Here is a 20000-nt window from a genome sequence, read left to right on the forward strand (position 1 = left end):
CAAAAACAAATAATGATTAGTACGTACGTTCCCTTTTTGCAAAAATCATTCTACTACTAGCGAACAAATATTCGCAAAATGCTTGCAGAATACTTTAAATCAATGTATAGTATGGTTAAGATATTTTTCAGAGATAAATCTCACTTAGGAGGTCCAGCGTTTTGGATAATGATCGTCAAAAAGCTTTAGATACAGTAATTAAAAATATGGAAAAATCATTTGGTAAAGGTGCAGTAATGAAACTTGGTGATAATGAAGCACGCAAAGTTTCTAGTGTATCAAGTGGTTCAGTAACTCTAGATAACGCATTAGGAGTTGGTGGTTATCCTAAAGGTAGAATTATAGAAATATACGGACCAGAAAGTTCCGGTAAAACAACAGTTGCATTACATGCCATAGCTGAGGTACAAAAAAATGGTGGCATTGCCGCATTTATTGATGCTGAACATGCTTTAGACCCAGTTTATGCAGAAGCATTAGGTGTTGATATTCAAAATTTATACTTGTCTCAACCAGATCACGGTGAACAAGGTTTAGAAATTGCTGAGGCATTTGTTAGAAGTGGAGCGGTAGATATCGTTGTTGTCGACTCAGTAGCTGCGTTAACACCGAAAGCTGAGATTGAAGGTGAAATGGGTGATACACACGTTGGTTTACAAGCGCGTTTAATGTCACAAGCACTACGTAAATTGTCTGGCGCTATTTCTAAATCAAATACAACTGCTGTATTTATAAATCAAATTCGTGAAAAAGTTGGTGTTATGTTTGGGAATCCGGAAACAACACCAGGTGGACGTGCATTGAAATTCTATAGTTCAGTGCGTTTAGAAGTTCGTCGTGCAGAACAGTTGAAACAAGGTCAAGAAATTGTTGGTAACAGAACAAAAATTAAAGTGGTAAAAAACAAAGTAGCTCCTCCATTTAGAGTGGCAGAAGTTGATATGATGTATGGTAAAGGCATCTCCAAAGAAGGCGAACTCATTGATCTTGGTGTAGAAAATGAAATCGTTAATAAATCTGGTGCTTGGTATTCTTACAATGGCGAACGTATGGGTCAAGGTAAAGAAAATGTTAAGCTATATTTAAAAGAAAATCCAAAAGTTAAACAAGAAATCGATCAAAAATTGCGAGAAAAACTTGGTATTTTCGATGGTGACGTTGATGAAAAAGAAGAAGATGCACCCGCTACACTTTTTGATGAAAAAGATGAATAAATTATATTTAATCTTAAAATAAAAATTTCTCCTTATAAAATAAGCCTATATTTTAAAATATAGGCTTATTTTTTTGCTATAACATATAGGTCTAAAATTATTAAATAAAATTTTTTTATGATGAAAATACAACAAGAAATAGACAATAGCAGTAACTATAACTAATTTAATGTAAAATGAGCTATTCAAATAATGAATTAATGTAGTTGCACACCTTGACACTTCTTAGTTTGAAACCGTACAATTACATTGTATGATTCTTATATAACTTCATATAATCATATTGAATTTGATATACAGAGCAAAATCCTAGAAAAAGGGGGTGTTTGTGTGAATTTATTAAACCTCCTACTCATTTTGCTAGGTATTATTCTCGGAGTTGTTGTAGGGTATATTATTGCCCGAAATATATTGCATCAAAAGCAATTACAAGCAAGACAGACTGCTGAAGATATTATTGAACATGGTAATAAAGAAGCAGAGAATATCAAGAAGGAAAAGCTCCTTGAAGCTAAAGAAGAGAATCAAATCTTAAAAGAGCAAAGTGAAAATGAACTTCGTGAAAGACGTGGTGATCTTCAAAGGCAAGAAGCACGACTTCTTCAAAAAGAAGAAAACTTAGAGCGAAAATCTGATCTTTTAGATAAAAAGGATGAGATTTTAGAGCAAAAAGAGTCTAAACTTGAAGAACGACAACAACAAGTAGATGCAAAAGAGAGTAGTGTTCAGTCATTAATAAATAAGCATGAACAAGAATTAGAACGCATCTCTGGTCTCACTCAAGAAGAAGCTGCCAACGAACAACTTCAAAGAGTCGAGGAAGAATTGTCACATGATATTGCAATACTTGTTAAGGAAAAAGAGAAAGAAGCAAAAGAAGCAGTCGATAAAAATGCAAAAGAACTATTAGCAACTACTGTACAACGGTTAGCTGCAGAGCATACTTCAGAATCTACAGTATCAGTTGTTAATTTACCAAATGACGAAATGAAAGGTCGAATCATTGGTAGAGAAGGTAGAAATATAAGAACGTTAGAAACGTTAACTGGTATTGATTTAATTATAGATGATACACCAGAAGCAGTTATTCTATCAGGTTTTGACCCAATTAGACGCGAAATTGCAAGAACTGCATTAGTAAATCTTGTTTCAGATGGACGAATCCATCCTGGAAGAATTGAAGATATGGTTGAAAAAGCTCGAAAAGAAGTAGACGATATTATAAGAGATGCTGGTGAACAAGCAACATTTGAAATTAATGTGCATAACATGCATCCAGATTTAGTTAAAATTCTAGGTCGTTTACAATATCGTACTAGCTATGGCCAAAATGTGTTAAAACATTCTATAGAGGTTGCCCATTTAAGTGGTATGTTAGCAGCTGAATTAGGAGAAGATGTTACATTAGCCAAACGTGCAGGACTACTTCATGATGTTGGTAAAGCTATCGACCATGAAGTTGAAGGTAGTCACGTTGAAATTGGTGTGGAATTAGCTAAAAAATACGCTGAAAGTGAAACAGTATTAAACGCTATACACTCACATCACGGTGATGTAGAACCAACTTCTATTATTTCTATATTGGTTGCAGCAGCAGATGCTCTATCAGCTGCTAGACCAGGTGCTCGAAAAGAGACGCTAGAAAATTATATTAGAAGATTGGAAAGACTAGAAACACTTTCAGAAAGCTATGATGGTGTTGAAAAAGCATTTGCAATCCAAGCTGGTAGAGAAATTCGGGTAATTGTATCACCAGAAACTATCGACGACTTAAAGTCACATCGCTTAGCAAGAGATATCAAAAGCCAGATTGAAGATGAACTTCAATATCCTGGTCATATAAAAGTGACAGTTGTTCGTGAGACTAGAGCAATTGAATATGCAAAATAATAAATAAAAACATAATTAAGTTATGGAATAACTGCTAGCAGAGGTGTAAAACTTTGTTGGCAGTTATTTTTAGTTTGTGAAAAAAATAATATAATTTTTAGTACATTGTGAAAGAAGCAATTTATTATGGAAAATCACTCTCTTATTGAATTAACATACTTCATTAGTATCGATTTTGTAATAGTTGAAGAAAAATGTAGGATGTTATGTGTGAGAGGCTTCAAATTTGGATTATGTCAATCATATCGACTGGCAAGTAAAGCACAATCAAAATCGTAAGCTGTTAAATTCAAAAAAAGAAATAGGGACAGAAATCTAACTTTGTTAAAAAAATTTTGTTTTGTTGTCCTATCCAGCAGAGATGACTAGAACTAAATAAAATTTGAATGATTAACTGAGCTAAAGTTCATGCATAAGTTCCACTAACTCAATAATTTGAGAAGTGGGACTCTCATTTACAATTCGTTCGTCTACTGACAATATAAATGAGTCTGGAGCATCATTGATGTCTCAGACTCATTGTTTTAAAATTGAGCATTATATCTCAGTTTCTGTTGTTGCTATGCTTTACGTTTAGTTATTTTAACTCTAAGTCTACTTTCTGTAATTCTTTGATTACTTCAGCAGTGTCGTAACAACTCGTGGAGATATTGGCATACCTTTCAGCAAGCCTATAAGCATTGATATATAACTCTAAGCTATCCTTTGCAATATCTTCTGGATTGTCACTATTTGCAGGGTTTGCAGAAACAACTAAATCAGCAAAATGTTGTGGATCAATATTAATTGACATTTCTTACATACAACTCCTATTTTTTGAAATGATACTTAACTATAATATAAATATTACCACCAATTTGGAATTTAAAACAAAGTAATGTTTATGAATATTTAATAAAGAGCCTTTTCATCATAGATAATTTCAATTAAACTAACAGTAAGAGAGGATGACACGTAAATGAGAATCTTATTTATTGGGGATATTGTTGGTAAATTAGGTAGAGAAGCTATTTCAAACTATTTACCCAAGTTGAAACAAACTTATAAACCTACCGTTACTATAGTAAACGCAGAAAATGCAGCTCATGGTAAAGGTTTGACCGAAAAAATATATAAATCTTTACTAAGAGAAGGCGTTGATTTTATGACAATGGGAAATCATACATATGGTCAACGTCAAATATATGATTTTATAGAGAATGCCAATCGGATGGTTCGTCCAGCTAATTTTCCAGATGAAGCGCCTGGTGTTGGTATGCGCTTCATTCAAATTAATGAAATCAAATTGGCTATCATTAATTTACAAGGACGCGCATTTATGCAAGATATTGACGATCCTTTTAAAAAAGCAGATGCATTAATAGCTGAAGCACAAAAAGAAACAGATTATATCTTCGTTGATTTTCATGCTGAGACTACTTCAGAAAAAAATGCAATGGGATGGTATTTAGATAATAGAGTTAGTGCTGTTGTTGGTACACATACACATATCCAAACTTCAGATGAAAGAATATTACCTGGAGGCACAGGATATATTACAGATGTTGGCATGACTGGTTACTACGATGGTATACTTGGTATTAATCGTGAAGAGGTGATTAATCGCTTTATCACGAGTTTGCCACAAAGACATGTTGTTCCTGATGAAGGTCGCAGTGTATTATCGGGTGTAATTATAGATTTAAATAAAGATGGTAAAACAAAACGTATAGAACGTATTCTTATTAATGATGACCATCCATTTAAATAATCGTCCATTAGTATGAATTTTTAATTAAACCGCTCTTTTCATAGTAAAAGCGTGGTTTGTTTTGGTATGATGAAATATGAATTATTATAACCACTAGGAGGCTAGATGATATGAAATCTCAAGTATCATGGAAAGTGGGCGGACAACAAGGTGAAGGTATTGAATCAACAGGTGAAATCTTTGCCACTGCTATGAACCGTAAAGGATACTATTTATACGGATATCGTCATTTTTCAAGTAGAATCAAAGGCGGTCATACAAATAACAAAATTAGAGTATCAACATCACCAGTACATGCAATTAGTGATGATTTAGATATATTAATAGCATTCGATCAAGAAACAATCGAATTGAATCACCAAGAAATGCGTAAAGACAGTGTGATTATTGCTGATAGTAAAGCTAAACCAGAGAAGCCTGAACATTGTGAAGCACAATTGGTTGCGCTACCTTTTACTGCTACTGCGAAAGAATTAGGCACGACTTTAATGAAAAATATGGTCGCAGTTGGTGCGACATGTGCAATCATGAATTTAGACATCTCAGATTTTGAAACACTTATTACCAATATGTTTACTAAAAAAGGCGATAAAGTTGTAGAAATGAATATTGAAGCATTGAATCAAGGTTATCGCTTAATGAACGAACAATTAAGTACTGTTGATGGTGATTTTGTATTAGAAACAACAGAAGACACACCACATCTATATATGATAGGCAATGATGCGATAGGTTTAGGTGCGCTGTCAGCCGGTTCAAGATTCATGGCAGCATATCCCATTACACCAGCATCTGAAATCATGGAGTATATGATTGAAAACTTACCTAAAGTTGGGGGGACTGTCGTACAAACTGAAGATGAAATTGCTGCAGCAAATATGGCAATAGGTTCCAACTATGCTGGCGTACGCGCATTTACAGCAAGCGCTGGACCGGGTCTTTCACTCATGATGGAAGCCATTGGACTATCTGGTATGACTGAAACACCATTTGTTGTTATTAATACACAACGTGGAGGTCCATCCACTGGATTACCTACCAAGCAAGAACAATCAGACCTTATGCAAATGATTTACGGTACGCATGGTGATATACCTAAAATAGTTGTAGCACCTACTGATGCTGAAGATGCATTTTATCTGACGATAGAAGCTTTCAATCTCGCTGAAATGTATCAATGTCCTGTAATTATTTTAAGTGATTTACAATTGTCACTAGGTAAACAAACTGTAGAATCATTAGACTATAATAAAATCGAAATAAATCGTGGAGAAACGATTCAATCAGAAATAGAAAGAGATGAAGATGATAAAACATACTTCAAGCGTTATGCGTTGACTGAAAGTGGTGTTTCTCCTAGACCAATCCCTGGGGTTAAAGGGGGCATACATCATGTTACGGGTGTGGAACATAATGAAGAAGGTAAGACAAGTGAAGCAGCTGATAACAGACAACAACAAATGGATAAACGTATGCGAAAAACAGAACATCTATTGATTAATGATCCTGTAGAAAATGATGCGTTTCATGAAGCAGCAGATATTCTTTATTTAGGCTTCATTTCTACTAAAGGCGCGATTCAAGAAGGTAAAGAAAGATTAGAGCATCAAGGTTTGAAGATTAATCATTTACAAATTCGACAATTACACCCATTCCCAAGCAAAACGATACAAGAAGCGGTTGATAAAGCTTCAAAAGTTGTAGTTGTTGAGCATAATTATCAAGGTCAACTTTCAAATATATTAAAAATGAATGTGAACGTTGGAGATAAATTAATTAATCAAACGAAATATGATGGCACGCCATTCTTACCAAATGAAATAGAATCCAAAGGATTAGAAATTGCCAAAAATTTAAAGGAGTTGGTATAAGTGGCAACATTTAAAGATTTTAGAAATAATGTAAAGCCCAATTGGTGCCCTGGTTGTGGAGATTTTTCTGTTCAAGCAGCGATTCAAAAAGCAGCTGCAAATGTTGGGCTAGAACCTGAAGAAGTTGCAATTATAACAGGTATCGGGTGCTCAGGCCGCTTATCGGGTTACGTTAATTCTTATGGTGTTCATGGCATTCATGGCCGCTCATTACCATTAGCACAAGGTGTGAAAATGGCTAATAAAGATTTAACAGTTATTGCTTCCGGTGGTGATGGTGACGGTTATGCGATTGGTATGGGACACACGATTCATGCGCTACGTAGAAATATGAATATGACGTATATAGTGATGGATAACCAAATCTATGGTTTAACAAAAGGACAAACATCACCATCTTCAGCACAAGGTTTTGTGACTAAATCTACGCCTAAAGGCAATATTGAGAAAAATGTTGCGCCATTAGAGCTTGCGTTGTCTTCAGGTGCAACATTTGTTGCCCAAGGATTTTCTAGCGATATCAAGGGATTAACTAAAATGTTGGAAGATGCAATTAATCATGATGGTTTTTCATTTGTTAACGTATTCTCTCCTTGTGTAACATACAATAAAGTAAACACATATGATTGGTTTAAAGAAAATCTTACCAATATTGATGAAATTGAAGATTTTGATACGACCGACAAACAAAAAGCGACTCAAAAAGTTTTAGAATATCATTCATTACTTAAAGGTATTGTATATCAAGACACAGAAACACCTTCTTATGAATCTCAAATTGAAGAAATGGAAGGCACAGCGCTAGCCAAAAAAGATATTCACCTTGATGAACAACAATTCAAAGACTTAACAAAACAATTTGTATAGTAGTTTATCTACTTGAATAGTAAACAAAAGCGTAAAATAACTAGCTGATCACAAAAAGATGATTTTCATAGAAAAATCATTGTTTTATATTTGTGGATCAGCTATTTTTATATTTATATATGATAAATGGAGGGTTCGAGAGATATGGTTGATCACTTTGAGACAATGACGGAGTTATTAACATTCACACAAGAAAATGAAGATTGGGAAATTCAAACGTATGAAAGAGATTCACCTGTACTTGTTACTGCTGTCCATGGAGGGGCGATAGAAAGAGGTACAACTGAAGTTGCACAATATTTAAGTGAATTAGGTAATTTCAGTTTTTATAGTTTTAAAGGTGTAAGAAAAAATAAAAATAATGAACTTCATGTTACGTCAACTCATTTTGATGAACCCAAATTAAAAAAGATTGTGCGCGAACATGCCCAGGTTATATCTATTCATGGTTGTATGGGTGAGAAAAATGAAGTGTATATCGGCGGTAGAGATGAAGCGTTAATTACGCGTATAAAACAAGTATTAAATGAGGCAGGAATCATTATAAAGGATGCACCATCTCATATTTCTGGTAAGCAACAAGATAACTTTGTCAATTGTGGCAAGAATGGTATGGGCGTACAGTTAGAATTAACCGTAAACTTTAGGAAGCAATGTTTTATTAATAAAAAATTTAATCTAAAGGATCGAGAAGATCGTTCAAATTGGTCAACTTATTTAAAAAAATTTTCAAAAGCAATGGTTAAGGCGATTACATACCATAAATAGTTAATTGCAAATTGCTCAGAAGCAAATGTAAAAATTTTGTTAATAAACTAGCAAAAACTTAACAGTGATTTAAGATAATGGACGCTAATGTGTGGTAAATAAAAAAGTACATTTAAAAAGGAGGGGAATATATGTCTGATCGGTTTAAGTCTATGACGGAATTAATGGAGCATACAGTGGAAAATACGGATTGGATTATTCATTCTGTTGAGCGAAATAGTAATGTTATAATAACTGCAATTCATGGAGGAGCTATTGAACCCGCTACTACCGAATTGGCGGAATTAACAGCTGAGAACGGTGGTTTTGACTATTTTACTTTTAAAGCAATTAGAACAAAAGCTAATTCAGAATTACATGTGACCTCCAGACACTATGATGAACCTAAATTAATGAAAATGATTGTTAATAATCCATATGCGATCGCTATACATGGTTGTAAAGGTGAAGATGAAATTATTTATATGGGTGGTAAAGACGAGCAATTAATGGATGCAATGACGGAAGAATTTGAAAAACTAGGGATAGATGTCAGACAAGCGCCATCACATATGTCTGGTGCACATGATGACAATATTATTAATTGCTGTAAAACTGAAAAAGGTGTACAACTCGAATTAACCTCAGGAATAAGAAAAAAATTGTTTGAAAACCAACGCTATAATAAAAAAAGTAGAGAAAACAGCAGTAATTGGTCTCAGTTTATGTATGATTTTGCGGAAGCAATCATTAATGCGACTAAAAATATTGCATAATATTGAAAAGGGCAAAGAAACGAGTTATTATAGATTTATTATATCTATAATAGGAAGATGATGAATTTATGAAATTTTCAAAAGCGACTGATTATGCTTTACATGCATTGTTATTTATGATTAATAACCAAGGGGACCAAAAAAAGATTCCTGTACAAGATTTAGCATCTGTTTTAAGTGTTTCTACAACTTACTTATCAAAAGTACTGACACGTCTAGTAAAAAGCAATATCATTTCTGCTAGTAGTGGTGCTAAAGGTGGGTATCGATTAAAAAATGGTTGGGATTCAGTATCTATTTATGATGTCATTATTACGATTGATGGGGAGCAAAGTTTATTAGAGGACTCTTTTAATCACGATGAAGGTTGCCCCATTAAAGCTATCATGGAAGACGCTGAAACAACTTTGATAACAACATTGAAACAAAAGAAATTAACAAGTTTGGATAAAAAAAGAGCAAGTAAATAAATTTTAAATTTTTAATATATGTATAAATAAAAGGAATGGAGTTATAAGATGGTAGTGTTATACAAATAGTGGTGTATTTACTCAAATGATGTTTGACACCGAATCCGATTTTTTAAATAATATAGAGCTACAACTTGATGAACAAGGAAAAACCATATCGATATTTTAAGGAAAAACCAATATTAATAGGTTGTATATAGTTGGGAAGACTAAAGATAACATTCTTAGTCTATTAATCGATGCGGCTACGAATGATGGGAACATTGTAAAAAATGATGACGGCTCTTTTAGATGGAACTTATCAATAAACAAAGTTATAGAATTCTATACCTTAAGTTAATGTTTTGGTAAACTAAAGACAAGTAAATTTTAAGGGGTTGAATAAGTATGAACGATACTTTAATGAGCGTACAAATTATTCCAAAAACGACTAATGGTGAAGACGTTATACCTTATGTAGATGAAGCGATTAAAGTGATTGATGATTCTGGTTTAGAATATCGCGTTGGACCATTAGAAACAACTGTGCAAGGTGAGATGAATGAATGCTTAATATTGATTCAAAAGCTTAATGAGCGAATGGTAGAACTAGAAATACCGAGTACCATCAGTCAAGTGAAATTTTATCACGTTCCCGAAGGTATCACGATTGAAACATTAACTGGAAAATACGATGAAATCTAAGTAATTTTCAAGTTAGTTAGATATTGACTATTGATGTTATAAAGATAAAATTAAATTGTTAACTCTATAAGGTGCATCGTTAATTTAGTTAAAGTTACTAAATAATACGTAAGTACCTTATTTTTTGTGGTTGTAAGGGTAATTTTATACGAAAATATCATAATAGTAGAGCTACACTTAAAAATAATTACGAATTTTCACGATGATTTAACTATAAATTTCGTTATTGGCTAATATATATTTAAGTAAAAAGAGTTATTGTTAAATCAAAGTTGATTATTGTTTATGACTTTTGCACTTTAGTGCTAAATTTAATATAATGAAATAATGACTATAGATAAAGTTATAGAACTTTGAACGACTCGATTGTTAAACAGCGAGATAGAATCTATTTTAAAGCGTTTGTTCTTAGTTTTTATGATATAGAAAGGGTTTTGTTAGCGTGAATGAAGAACAAAGAAAGCAAACTTCTATAGATGTGTTGGCCGAACGCGATAAGAAGACAAAAGATTATAGTAAGTATTTTGAACATGTATATCAACCACCAAGTTTAAAAGAAGCACGTAAACGAGGCAAAGAAGAAATACATTATAATCGCGATTTTCAAATTGATGAAAAATATCGTGATATGGGTAAAGGGAAGACGTTTTTAATAAAAACGTATGGTTGTCAAATGAATGCACATGATACAGAAGTCATGGCAGGTATTTTAAGTGCTTTAGGTTATCAAGCAACGGAAGAAATAAATGAAGCGGATGTTATATTAATTAATACTTGTGCAATTCGTGAAAATGCAGAAAATAAAGTGTTTAGTGAGATTGGCAATTTAAAACATTTAAAAAAAGAAAAACCTGAAACAGTCATTGGTGTTTGTGGTTGTATGTCACAAGAAGAGTCAGTCGTCAATAAAATATTAAAATCATACCAAAATGTAGATATGATTTTCGGTACACATAATATACACAAATTGCCTGAAATTCTTGAAGAAGCTTATTTATCGAAAGCAATGGTAGTGGAAGTTTGGTCCAAAGAAGGCGATGTAATTGAAAATTTACCTAAGGTTAGAAAAGGCAATATAAAAGCATGGGTTAATATCATGTATGGTTGCGACAAATTCTGTACATACTGTATTGTGCCATTTACACGAGGAAAAGAGCGGAGTAGAATGCCACAAGATATCATTGATGAAGTTAGAGATTTAGCACGTCAAGGATATCAAGAAGTTACGTTATTAGGTCAAAACGTTAATTCATATGGTAAAGATATTGATGGATTGGAATATGGACTTGGCGATTTGCTTGAAGATATTTCAAAAATAGATATTCCAAGAGTACGTTTCACTACGAGTCACCCATGGGATTTTACTGATCGTATGATAGAAGTGATTGCTAACGGTGGGAACATTGTGCCACACGTTCATCTGCCTGTACAATCAGGAAATAATGCTGTACTTAAAATTATGGGACGTAAATATACAAGAGAAAGTTATTTAGATTTAGTAGATCGTATTAAGTCTAAAATACCTGATGTTGCTTTAACAACAGATATTATTGTAGGTTATCCAAACGAAACAGCAGAACAATTTGAAGAAACATTAACGCTATACGATGAAGTAGCATTTGAACATGCGTATACGTATATCTATTCACAAAGAGATGGCACGCCAGCGGCTAAAATGGAAGATAATGTGCCTTTAGAGGAAAAAAAGGCTAGACTACAACAGTTAAATAAAAAAGTAGCTTATTATTCTGAACAAGCTATGACACAATATGAAGGAAAAACGGTTCAAGTTCTATGTGAAGGTGCTAGTAAGAAAGACGATACTGTACTTGCTGGTTATACAAATAAAAATAAACTTGTTAATTTTAAGGCACCCAAAGAAATGATTGGAAAAATTGTTGATGTAAAAGTTGATGAAGCAAAACAATTTTCATTAAATGGTACATTTTTAGGAGTTAGTGAAAAAGCAGTGGTGACACAATAATGTATGAAAGAGATGAAATATTAGCTGACGCAGATAAACTCAGCCAACGTATTCAATCATTAGACACTGTCAAAGAATATCAAGCGATTGAACAGCAAATTCATCGTAATAAAAATATTGAGACACGCATGAAAGACTTAAAAAAAACACAGAAACAGTCTGTTAATTTACAAAATTATGGTAAACATCAGGCGTTACGTCAATCTGAAGATAAAATTCAAGATATTGAGCAAAATATCAATGTTATACCTATTGTTGAAGAATTTAGAGAATCACAAGCAGAAGCAAATGACTTATTACAAATGATGATTAGTACGATGTCAAATCGTTTAAATGAAATTCAACAAGATAAAGATTAATACGTAATCCACTTGTAGAAAGGAAATGAACAATATGAAAACAAGAAAATTAACACTGACTGCGATATTGATTGCTATTAATGTAGTGTTAAGTAGCATTGTTGTTATACCTTTAGGGCCTATTAAAGCGGCACCTATTCAACATTTAATCAATGTTATATGCGCGGTATTTGTGGGGCCTTGGTTTGGTTTGGCACAAGCGTTTATATCTTCGTTGTTAAGAATGCTATTTGGCACAGGTAGTTTCTTTGCATTTCCTGGAAGTATGGTTGGCGTATTATTAGCAAGTGGATTTTACTACTATCGAAAACATATTTTTATGGCAGCAGTAGGTGAAGTTATAGGTACAGGTATCATTGGTAGTATCATGTGCATACCATTAGCTTGGGTGTTAGGTTTTGCTAACTTTGCTGTAAAGCCTTTAATGATAGCTTTTATTGCATCAAGTGTGATTGGTGCAATGATTAGTTACATCATTTTAATGGTTATGAAAAGAAAAGGTATTTTAAAACGCTTTTTATAAATATGTAAATATTAAAAGGTTAAGTTTCATTACTTTTAACATATAAAAGAATTAATTATAATGTAGATTTGTAATTAACTATTTGTATGTGCAAATGAGACTTAATCTTTTTTATTTTATAAATATTATTTATCAATCAGTGAATTAATAAAGTTTTTATATCAATCTGCCCCTGTAAGCATAAGCGTAAAAACTAAAGTTATGTTAAAATTTAAGAGTTAATTAGACAATAAAATATCGGGAATATGATTTGAAAGTAAAAAAAGATATAGTGCTAAAATCCCTGATATAAAGCTAAAATATCAATCAGATGAACAATTGAGAAGTCATCTGATTTAATGATTTTCCATACATAAGTAATGATTTATTTAATGTATTTTAAATTATAGTGAGAAACTAATAGAAGGATTGTGAAAGATTAAATGACTAACCAAACGCCAATGATGCAGCAGTATTTAAAAATAAAATCACAATATCAAGATTGTTTATTATTTTTTAGATTAGGCGATTTTTATGAAATGTTTTTTGAAGATGCGAAAGAAGCATCTAGAGTTCTAGAAATAACTTTAACGAAGCGAGATGCTAAGAAAGAGAATCCCATTCCTATGTGTGGTGTACCTTACCATTCAGCAGATGGCTATATCGAAACATTAATTAATAACGGATATAAAGTTGCGATTTGCGAACAAATGGAAGACCCTAGACAAACAAAAGGAATGGTAAAACGTGAAGTAGTTAGAATCGTTACGCCAGGTACGGTTATGGATCAAGGCGGCGTAGATGAAAAACAAAACAATTATATTTTGAGCTTTGTACATTTAAATGATTGTTATGCACTAAGTTATTGTGATGTGTCTACTGGAGAACTTAAAGTAACATCTTTTAACGATCAAGCTACATTAATTAATGAAATAACAACAATTAATCCAAATGAAATCGTGGTAAATGCGCATATAGATGAGGAATTAAAACGTCAAATTAGTTTGACTACTGAAACAATTACAGTATTGAATGAAATATCAAATGCAGAATATGCAGTTAATACAAGTAATGATCAATCTTTATATAATGCAACTCAGTTATTACTTGATTATATTTTCCATACGCAAAAGCGAGATCTATCTCATATAGAAACTGTTGTAAAATATGAAGCAGTAGATTTTATGAAAATGGACTTTTATGCAAAACGTAATTTAGAATTGACAGAAAGCATACGTCTAAAAAGTAAAAAAGGAACATTGCTATGGTTGATGGATGAAACTAAAACGCCTATGGGTGCAAGAAGATTAAAACAGTGGATTGATAGACCGTTAATCCATAAAAATCAAATTGAATCTCGACTAGATACAGTTGAGCAATTTATTGACTTTTTTATAGAGAGAGACACTTTGAGGCAACATCTTAATCAAGTATATGATATCGAGCGTTTAGTCGGCCGTGTAAGTTATGGGAATGTAAATGCTAGAGATTTAATTCAGTTAAAACATTCCATTTCTGAGATACCCAATATTAAACAATTATTAGATGGTTTAGATACAGAAACCACTGAACAATTTAAAGCACTTGAACCTTTAGATGAATTGTTAACATTATTAGAAAATAGTTTGAAAGAAGAACCACCCATCTCTGTTAAAGAAGGTGGATTATTCAAAAAAGGGTTTAATCAGGAGCTTGATGAGTATTTAGAAGCATCGAAGAATGGTAAATCTTGGTTGGCTGAATTACAGACAAAGGAACGTCAACGCACTGGTATTAAATCACTGAAGATTAGTTTTAACAAAGTCTTTGGATATTTTATTGAAATTACAAGAGCCAATTTGCAAGGTTTTGATCCTTCTGCATATGGTTATCATCGTAAACAAACTTTATCAAATGCAGAACGATTTATTACGGATGAATTAAAAGAAAAAGAAGATATTATTTTAGGTGCTGAAGATAAAGCGATTGAATTAGAATATCAATTATTTGTGCAATTGAGAGAGCAAATAAAAACGTATACAGAGCGTTTGCAAAAACAAGCGAAAATTATTTCTGAATTGGATTGTTTACAAAGTTTTGCAGAAATAGCTCAAAAATACAATTATGCAAGACCTGCATTTAGTGAAGACAAAACACTTAAATTAACAAATTCGAGACATCCAGTTGTAGAACGTGTCATGGATCACAACGACTACGTGCCAAATGATTGTAAATTAGATCAAGATACGTTTATTTATTTAATCACAGGACCTAATATGTCAGGGAAATCTACTTATATGAGACAAGTTGCAATCATAAGTATTATGGCACAAATGGGCGCATACGTACCTTGTGAAGCAGCTGTATTACCAGTTTTTGATCAAATATTTACAAGAATTGGAGCTGCAGATGATTTAGTTTCTGGTAAAAGTACATTTATGGTTGAAATGTTGGAAGCACAAAAAGCACTTGCTAATGCTACAGAAGATAGTTTGATTATTTTTGATGAAATAGGTAGAGGTACCTCTACTTATGATGGATTGGCTTTGGCACAATCTATGATTGAATTTGTTGCACATACTTCTCATGCCAAAACATTATTCTCCACACATTATCACGAATTAACAACATTAGATCAGTCGTTGTCTTCGTTGAAAAATGTTCATGTTGCAGCAAATGAATACAAAGGTGAACTTATCTTCTTACATAAAGTTAAAGATGGGGCTGTCGATGATAGCTATGGTATCCAAGTTGCGAAGTTAGCACATTTACCAGAAGCAGTTATCTCACGCGCACAAGTAATTCTAGATGCATTTGAACAAAATAATAATCAAGAACAAACGACTAAGGAAATAGTTAATGTTAATAAAGCAGGTGTGGAAGCACAATCTATAGAAAAACCAATCGTAGCAGAAAATGATTACAACTATAGCGGTGACAAGCAAGAACATAACAGCTACCAATTTGAACAAGCAGCTTTTGATTTGTTTGATTATCCAGCAGCACAAAGTGAAATAGAGAATGAAATCAAGCAATTAAATTTATCGAATATGACACCGATAGAAGCCCTAGTAAAACTTAGTGAATTACAGAATCAGTTAAAGTAGAGGTGAGGTCATTCAATGGGTAAAATAAAAGAATTACAGACATCCTTAGCAAATAAAATAGCAGCTGGTGAAGTAGTGGAAAGACCTGGATCAGTTGTGAAAGAACTATTAGAAAATGCAATTGATGCACAAGCAACAGAAATAAATATAGAGGTTGAACAATCAGGCGTCGCTTCTATACGTGTTGTTGACAACGGTACTGGTATTGAAATCGATGATTTAGATTTAGTATTTCATCGTCACGCAACAAGCAAATTGGATGCAGATGATGATCTGTTCCATATTCGTACGTTAGGCTTTCGTGGCGAGGCATTAGCTAGTATTTCATCAGTTTCTAAGGTGACATTAAAAACATGCACAGATAATCAAGAAGGCCAAGAAATATATGTAGAAAATGGCGAGGTTTTAAATCGAAAACCAGCTAAAGCAAAAAGAGGCACAGATATATTAGTGGAGTCACTATTTTATAATACGCCAGCACGATTAAAATATATTAAGAGCCTATATACCGAACTAGGTAAGATAACAGATATAGTAAATCGTATGGCCATGAGTCATCCTGATATACGTATCTCACTTGTGTCTGATGGTAAAACAATAATAAAAACAAATGGATCTGGTAGAACAAATGAAGTAATGGCTGAAATTTATGGTATGAAAATTGCTAAAGACTTAGTACATGTTACAGGGGATACAAGTGATTATCATTTAGATGCTTATTTTGCGAAACCTGAACATTCTAGAAGTAATAAGCATTATATTTCTATCTTTATTAACGGAAGATATATTAAGAATTTCTTGTTAAATAAAGCGATTTTAGAAGGTTATCATACTTTATTAATGGTTGGTCGTTACCCAATATGTTATATCAACATTGAAATGGACCCGATATTGGTAGATGTCAATGTTCATCCAACTAAATTAGAGGTAAGGTTATCAAAAGAAGACCAGCTTTTTGAGTTAATCGTTAACAAAATTCGTGAAGCTTTTAAAGATCGTATTTTAATTCCTCAAAATGATATGGATAAAATGACGAAGAAAAACAAGGTATTAAACCAATTTGAACAACAGAAAATGGATTTTGAAAAACGCCAACAGCAAAATAATTTTGAGCAAAATATTGAACGAACAACTGATTCAAACATGCATAATGAAAATGACACAAGTGTTGAAAATGAAGCATCTTATATAAATCCACACGATGATGCACAAAATCGTATTCAAGAATCACATAATGATTATAAGCAAATACAAAATGAACTACTTTATGATTTAGAAACAACAAATAGTGATTCTACTGATAATGAAGTCTCAGTTGAAGATAATAGTGATAATGATATTAAAGGTCGTATGAGTGCTTCACCAACTCGTCGAATACCCTACATGGAAATTGTTGGACAAGTACATGGTACCTACATTATCGCTCAAAATGAAAATGGTATGTTTATGATTGACCAACACGCAGCTCAAGAAAGAATAAAGTATGAATATTTCAGAGAAAAAATTGGTGATGTTGTAAATGAAAGTCAAAATTTATTAATACCGTTGACTTTCCACTTCTCAAAAGATGAATTAATGATTATTAATCAGTACAAAGATGAATTAGATAAGGTAGGCGTGCATTTAGAACCGTTTGGTGGACATGATTATATTGTAGATAGCTATCCTGTATGGTTTCCAAAAGAAGAAGCAGAAGAAATCATCAAAGATATGATTGAATATGTATTAGAACATAAAAAAGTCGACGTTAAAAAAATTCGTGAAGAAGCTGCGATTATGATGAGTTGTAAAAAATCAATTAAGGCTAACCACTATCTAAAAAATAATGAAATGGCAGATTTAGTCAATCAGTTGAGAGAGACTGAAGATCCATTCACATGTCCGCATGGAAGACCCATTATTATAAATTTCTCAAATTATGAATTAGAACGTCTATTTAAACGTATTGTCTAAGGAGGAATTCATGTTGAAACCGCATATTTTACCTGCAGTTCGCTCTATGAAAGATTTAGAAAAATTAACGATGACAGATTATAAGGAATGTGTCATGTTAGATGCGCATATTGGGCATGTTAAAAGTATCATGGGTCTATTAAACAAGAATAATATTGAAACATACATGCATATCGATTTAATCAAAGGTATGAGCCATGATGAATTTGCGTGTGAATACATTATTCAAAATTATCATCCTAAAGGCATCGTTTCAACCAAGACAAAAGTAATTAACAAAGCAAAATCATTAAATACGACAACTGTGTTCAGAGTATTTGTATTAGATAGCCATGCATTATCTAGAAGTATTGAATTGATTAAGCGTGTAGAACCAGATTTTGTGGAAGTTTTACCAGGAGTTGCTACAAAAGCCATACGTATCATTAACGAAGAAACGAATACTGCTGTAATTGCAGGTGGACTTATTAATAGTAAAGAAGAAGTAGACATTGCAGTTTCAAATGGTGCGAAATATATTACAACAAGCGATCGCTCGTTATGGTAATCTAATCAGTTGATATAACAAAATCAATAAAAATTAAGTATTTTGATATCATCAATATATTTACGAACAAGCGCTGTGAAAGCGTATAGGAGCTGTTGATAATGATAAAGCCAATGCAATTAAATGAGGGAGACACTGTGGCGATTGTGTCTCTTTCTTCAGGTTTAGCAGGTGAAAGTGATATATTATGGCGAACACGACAGGGCATTCATCGTTTGGAAAGTGAGTTTGGTTTAAAGGTCAAAGTAATGCCCCATGCACTCAAAGGTGTAACGTTTATTCACAATCACCCAGAATGTAGAGCAAAAGATTTAAATGATGCAGTAAAAGATCCAGAAGTTAAAGCGATTATTAGTTGTATTGGAGGAGAAGATGCGATACGCATTCTACCTTATGTAGATTTGCAGGCAATTGCAACAAATCCTAAAATATTCAGTGGTTATTCAGATACAACTACTGTACATTTGATGTTTTATAAAATGGGAATAGTTAGTTTTTATGGACAGGCATTACTTACTGATTTTGCAGAAAATATTGCAATGGATTCGTATACTGTAGAGAATATTAACAAGTGTTGGTTTAATACAAATAAAATTGGAAGAATAGAACCAGCTTTTTTATACGGCCATTTGGATTAAAATGGGCTATAAAAAATAAAAACAGATGTAGGCCTGAAATAGTCCAAAATGGATACGAAATATTAAAGGGTAATAAAAAAGTAAGCGGCCATCTTTTAGGTGGGAACCTAGAAACCTTTGTTGACTTACGTCATACTTCAATATTTCCTGAAATTGATGCTTTTAATGGGGCAATATTATTTTTAGAAACATCAGAAGACACACCAACACCGGAAATGTTTGCTGACTATTTAGAGCAATTGTTGAAGCATGGTATTTTAAATCGTCTGAATGGCATGATTTTTGGCAAGCCTTTTAACAATGTATATTATGAAAATTATAAAAAAGAAATATTAAAAATAATTAAAAAATGCAATAATCCTAAAATGGTCGTTTTTTATAATTTATCATTTGGTCACAATGAACCAAAACATGCGATTCCTTATGGGTTGATGGCACAAATTGATCTATTAACTGGTCAGTTTAGTATCGATGAAAACAGTGTAGTATCCACTTAAGTTGTGACAACTTTTCTACAAAAACATTTGACAACGCTTACAACAACGGTGTAAGATAAAATCAAGTTAATATTTAGAACAGAGATGGGAGATTTCTACAGTAATTAAACCGGTGGTTCACAACTGGATATAATTGTAGGGGTCTCCCTGTCTTATTTTAGGAGG

The 20000-nt window shown here is 32.7% G+C and carries 16 protein-coding genes and 1 pseudogene; 16 read left to right on the forward strand and 1 reads right to left on the reverse strand.

What is annotated here, in order from left to right:
• Positions 1–161: 161 nt before the first annotated feature.
• Both recA and rny read left to right on the forward strand, forming a co-directional pair.
• Entirely contained in the window at positions 162–1214 is a 1053-nt protein-coding gene (gene recA / locus KA867_RS04945) for a recombinase RecA (protein WP_210137199.1), read from the forward strand.
• 330 nt (positions 1215–1544) lie between these two features.
• Positions 1545–3104: a ribonuclease Y gene (gene rny, locus KA867_RS04950; RefSeq protein WP_019468711.1), complete on the forward strand. Its 1560-nt coding sequence runs from the start codon at positions 1545–1547 to the stop codon at positions 3102–3104.
• Between the two features lie 577 nt (positions 3105–3681).
• Here the strand turns inward: rny and KA867_RS04955 are convergent.
• Positions 3682–3897, reverse strand: a complete 216-nt coding sequence (locus tag KA867_RS04955; protein ID WP_019468712.1) for a hypothetical protein — start codon at positions 3895–3897, stop codon at positions 3682–3684.
• A gap of 165 nt (positions 3898–4062) precedes the next feature.
• Between KA867_RS04955 and KA867_RS04960 the strand changes: the two genes are divergently transcribed.
• The 14 genes and pseudogenes from KA867_RS04960 to KA867_RS05025 all read left to right on the forward strand — a co-directional run bounded on the left by KA867_RS04960 (position 4063) and on the right by KA867_RS05025 (position 19835).
• Entirely contained in the window at positions 4063–4854 is a 792-nt protein-coding gene (locus KA867_RS04960) for a TIGR00282 family metallophosphoesterase (RefSeq protein ID WP_210137200.1), read from the forward strand.
• 110 nt (positions 4855–4964) lie between these two features.
• On the forward strand, positions 4965–6725 hold the full coding sequence (locus tag KA867_RS04965; protein WP_210137201.1) for a 2-oxoacid:acceptor oxidoreductase subunit alpha: 1761 nt from the start codon (positions 4965–4967) through the stop codon (positions 6723–6725).
• Entirely contained in the window at positions 6726–7592 is an 867-nt protein-coding gene (locus KA867_RS04970; protein WP_210137202.1) for a 2-oxoacid:ferredoxin oxidoreductase subunit beta, read from the forward strand.
• 144 nt (positions 7593–7736) lie between these two features.
• Positions 7737–8360, forward strand: coding sequence for a poly-gamma-glutamate hydrolase family protein (locus KA867_RS04975; protein ID WP_210137203.1), 624 nt, complete (start codon positions 7737–7739; stop codon positions 8358–8360).
• A 131-nt stretch (positions 8361–8491) separates the two neighbouring features.
• Positions 8492–9115, forward strand: coding sequence for a poly-gamma-glutamate hydrolase family protein (locus KA867_RS04980; protein ID WP_210137204.1), 624 nt, complete (start codon positions 8492–8494; stop codon positions 9113–9115).
• A 68-nt stretch (positions 9116–9183) separates the two neighbouring features.
• Complete coding sequence (locus KA867_RS04985; RefSeq protein ID WP_210137205.1) at positions 9184–9585, forward strand: RrF2 family transcriptional regulator; 402 nt, start codon at positions 9184–9186, stop codon at positions 9583–9585.
• 387 nt (positions 9586–9972) lie between these two features.
• Positions 9973–10269 carry a thiamine-binding protein gene (locus tag KA867_RS04990; RefSeq protein WP_019468719.1) on the forward strand — a complete coding sequence of 99 codons (297 nt, stop codon included), beginning with the start codon at positions 9973–9975 and terminating at the stop codon, positions 10267–10269.
• 442 nt (positions 10270–10711) lie between these two features.
• Positions 10712–12253, forward strand: a complete 1542-nt coding sequence (gene miaB, locus KA867_RS04995) for a tRNA (N6-isopentenyl adenosine(37)-C2)-methylthiotransferase MiaB (protein WP_210137206.1) — start codon at positions 10712–10714, stop codon at positions 12251–12253.
• Complete coding sequence (locus KA867_RS05000; RefSeq protein ID WP_210137207.1) at positions 12253–12612, forward strand: YlbF/YmcA family competence regulator; 360 nt, start codon at positions 12253–12255, stop codon at positions 12610–12612. Before miaB ends, KA867_RS05000 begins: the two co-directional genes overlap by 1 nt.
• Before the next feature lie 34 nt (positions 12613–12646).
• Positions 12647–13135, forward strand: coding sequence for an energy coupling factor transporter S component ThiW (gene thiW, locus KA867_RS05005; protein ID WP_210137208.1), 489 nt, complete (start codon positions 12647–12649; stop codon positions 13133–13135).
• A gap of 443 nt (positions 13136–13578) precedes the next feature.
• Positions 13579–16200 carry a DNA mismatch repair protein MutS gene (gene mutS / locus KA867_RS05010; RefSeq protein WP_481906154.1) on the forward strand — a complete coding sequence of 874 codons (2622 nt, stop codon included), beginning with the start codon at positions 13579–13581 and terminating at the stop codon, positions 16198–16200.
• Between the two features lie 15 nt (positions 16201–16215).
• Complete coding sequence (mutL, locus tag KA867_RS05015; protein ID WP_210137210.1) at positions 16216–18153, forward strand: DNA mismatch repair endonuclease MutL; 1938 nt, start codon at positions 16216–16218, stop codon at positions 18151–18153.
• A 13-nt stretch (positions 18154–18166) separates the two neighbouring features.
• Positions 18167–18700, forward strand: a complete 534-nt coding sequence (locus tag KA867_RS05020; RefSeq protein WP_026034771.1) for a glycerol-3-phosphate responsive antiterminator — start codon at positions 18167–18169, stop codon at positions 18698–18700.
• 101 nt (positions 18701–18801) lie between these two features.
• A pseudogene (locus KA867_RS05025) lies at positions 18802–19835 on the forward strand (S66 family peptidase).
• The last annotated feature ends 165 nt before the right edge of the window (positions 19836–20000 follow it).

It is taken from the genome of Staphylococcus sp. GDH8C109P, from assembly GCF_017893405.1.
In the GTDB taxonomy this organism is placed as follows: Bacteria; Bacillota; Bacilli; order Staphylococcales; family Staphylococcaceae; genus Staphylococcus; species Staphylococcus cohnii.

Excerpts from the sequence above, each read along its gene's own strand:
- KA867_RS04955 (WP_019468712.1), bottom strand. The coding sequence starts at position 3,897 with ATGTCAATTAATATTGATCCACAACATTTTGCTGATTTAGTTGTTTCT.
- KA867_RS04960 (WP_210137200.1), top strand. The coding sequence starts at position 4,063 with ATGAGAATCTTATTTATTGGGGATATTGTTGGTAAATTAGGTAGAGAA.
- KA867_RS04965 (WP_210137201.1), top strand. The coding sequence starts at position 4,965 with ATGAAATCTCAAGTATCATGGAAAGTGGGCGGACAACAAGGTGAAGGT.
- KA867_RS04975 (WP_210137203.1), top strand. The coding sequence starts at position 7,737 with ATGGTTGATCACTTTGAGACAATGACGGAGTTATTAACATTCACACAA.
- KA867_RS04980 (WP_210137204.1), top strand. The coding sequence starts at position 8,492 with ATGTCTGATCGGTTTAAGTCTATGACGGAATTAATGGAGCATACAGTG.
- KA867_RS04985 (WP_210137205.1), top strand. The coding sequence starts at position 9,184 with ATGAAATTTTCAAAAGCGACTGATTATGCTTTACATGCATTGTTATTT.
- KA867_RS04990 (WP_019468719.1), top strand. The coding sequence starts at position 9,973 with ATGAACGATACTTTAATGAGCGTACAAATTATTCCAAAAACGACTAAT.
- KA867_RS05000 (WP_210137207.1), top strand. The coding sequence starts at position 12,253 with ATGTATGAAAGAGATGAAATATTAGCTGACGCAGATAAACTCAGCCAA.
- thiW (WP_210137208.1), top strand. The coding sequence starts at position 12,647 with ATGAAAACAAGAAAATTAACACTGACTGCGATATTGATTGCTATTAAT.
- mutS (WP_481906154.1), top strand. The coding sequence starts at position 13,579 with ATGCAGCAGTATTTAAAAATAAAATCACAATATCAAGATTGTTTATTA.
- mutL (WP_210137210.1), top strand. The coding sequence starts at position 16,216 with ATGGGTAAAATAAAAGAATTACAGACATCCTTAGCAAATAAAATAGCA.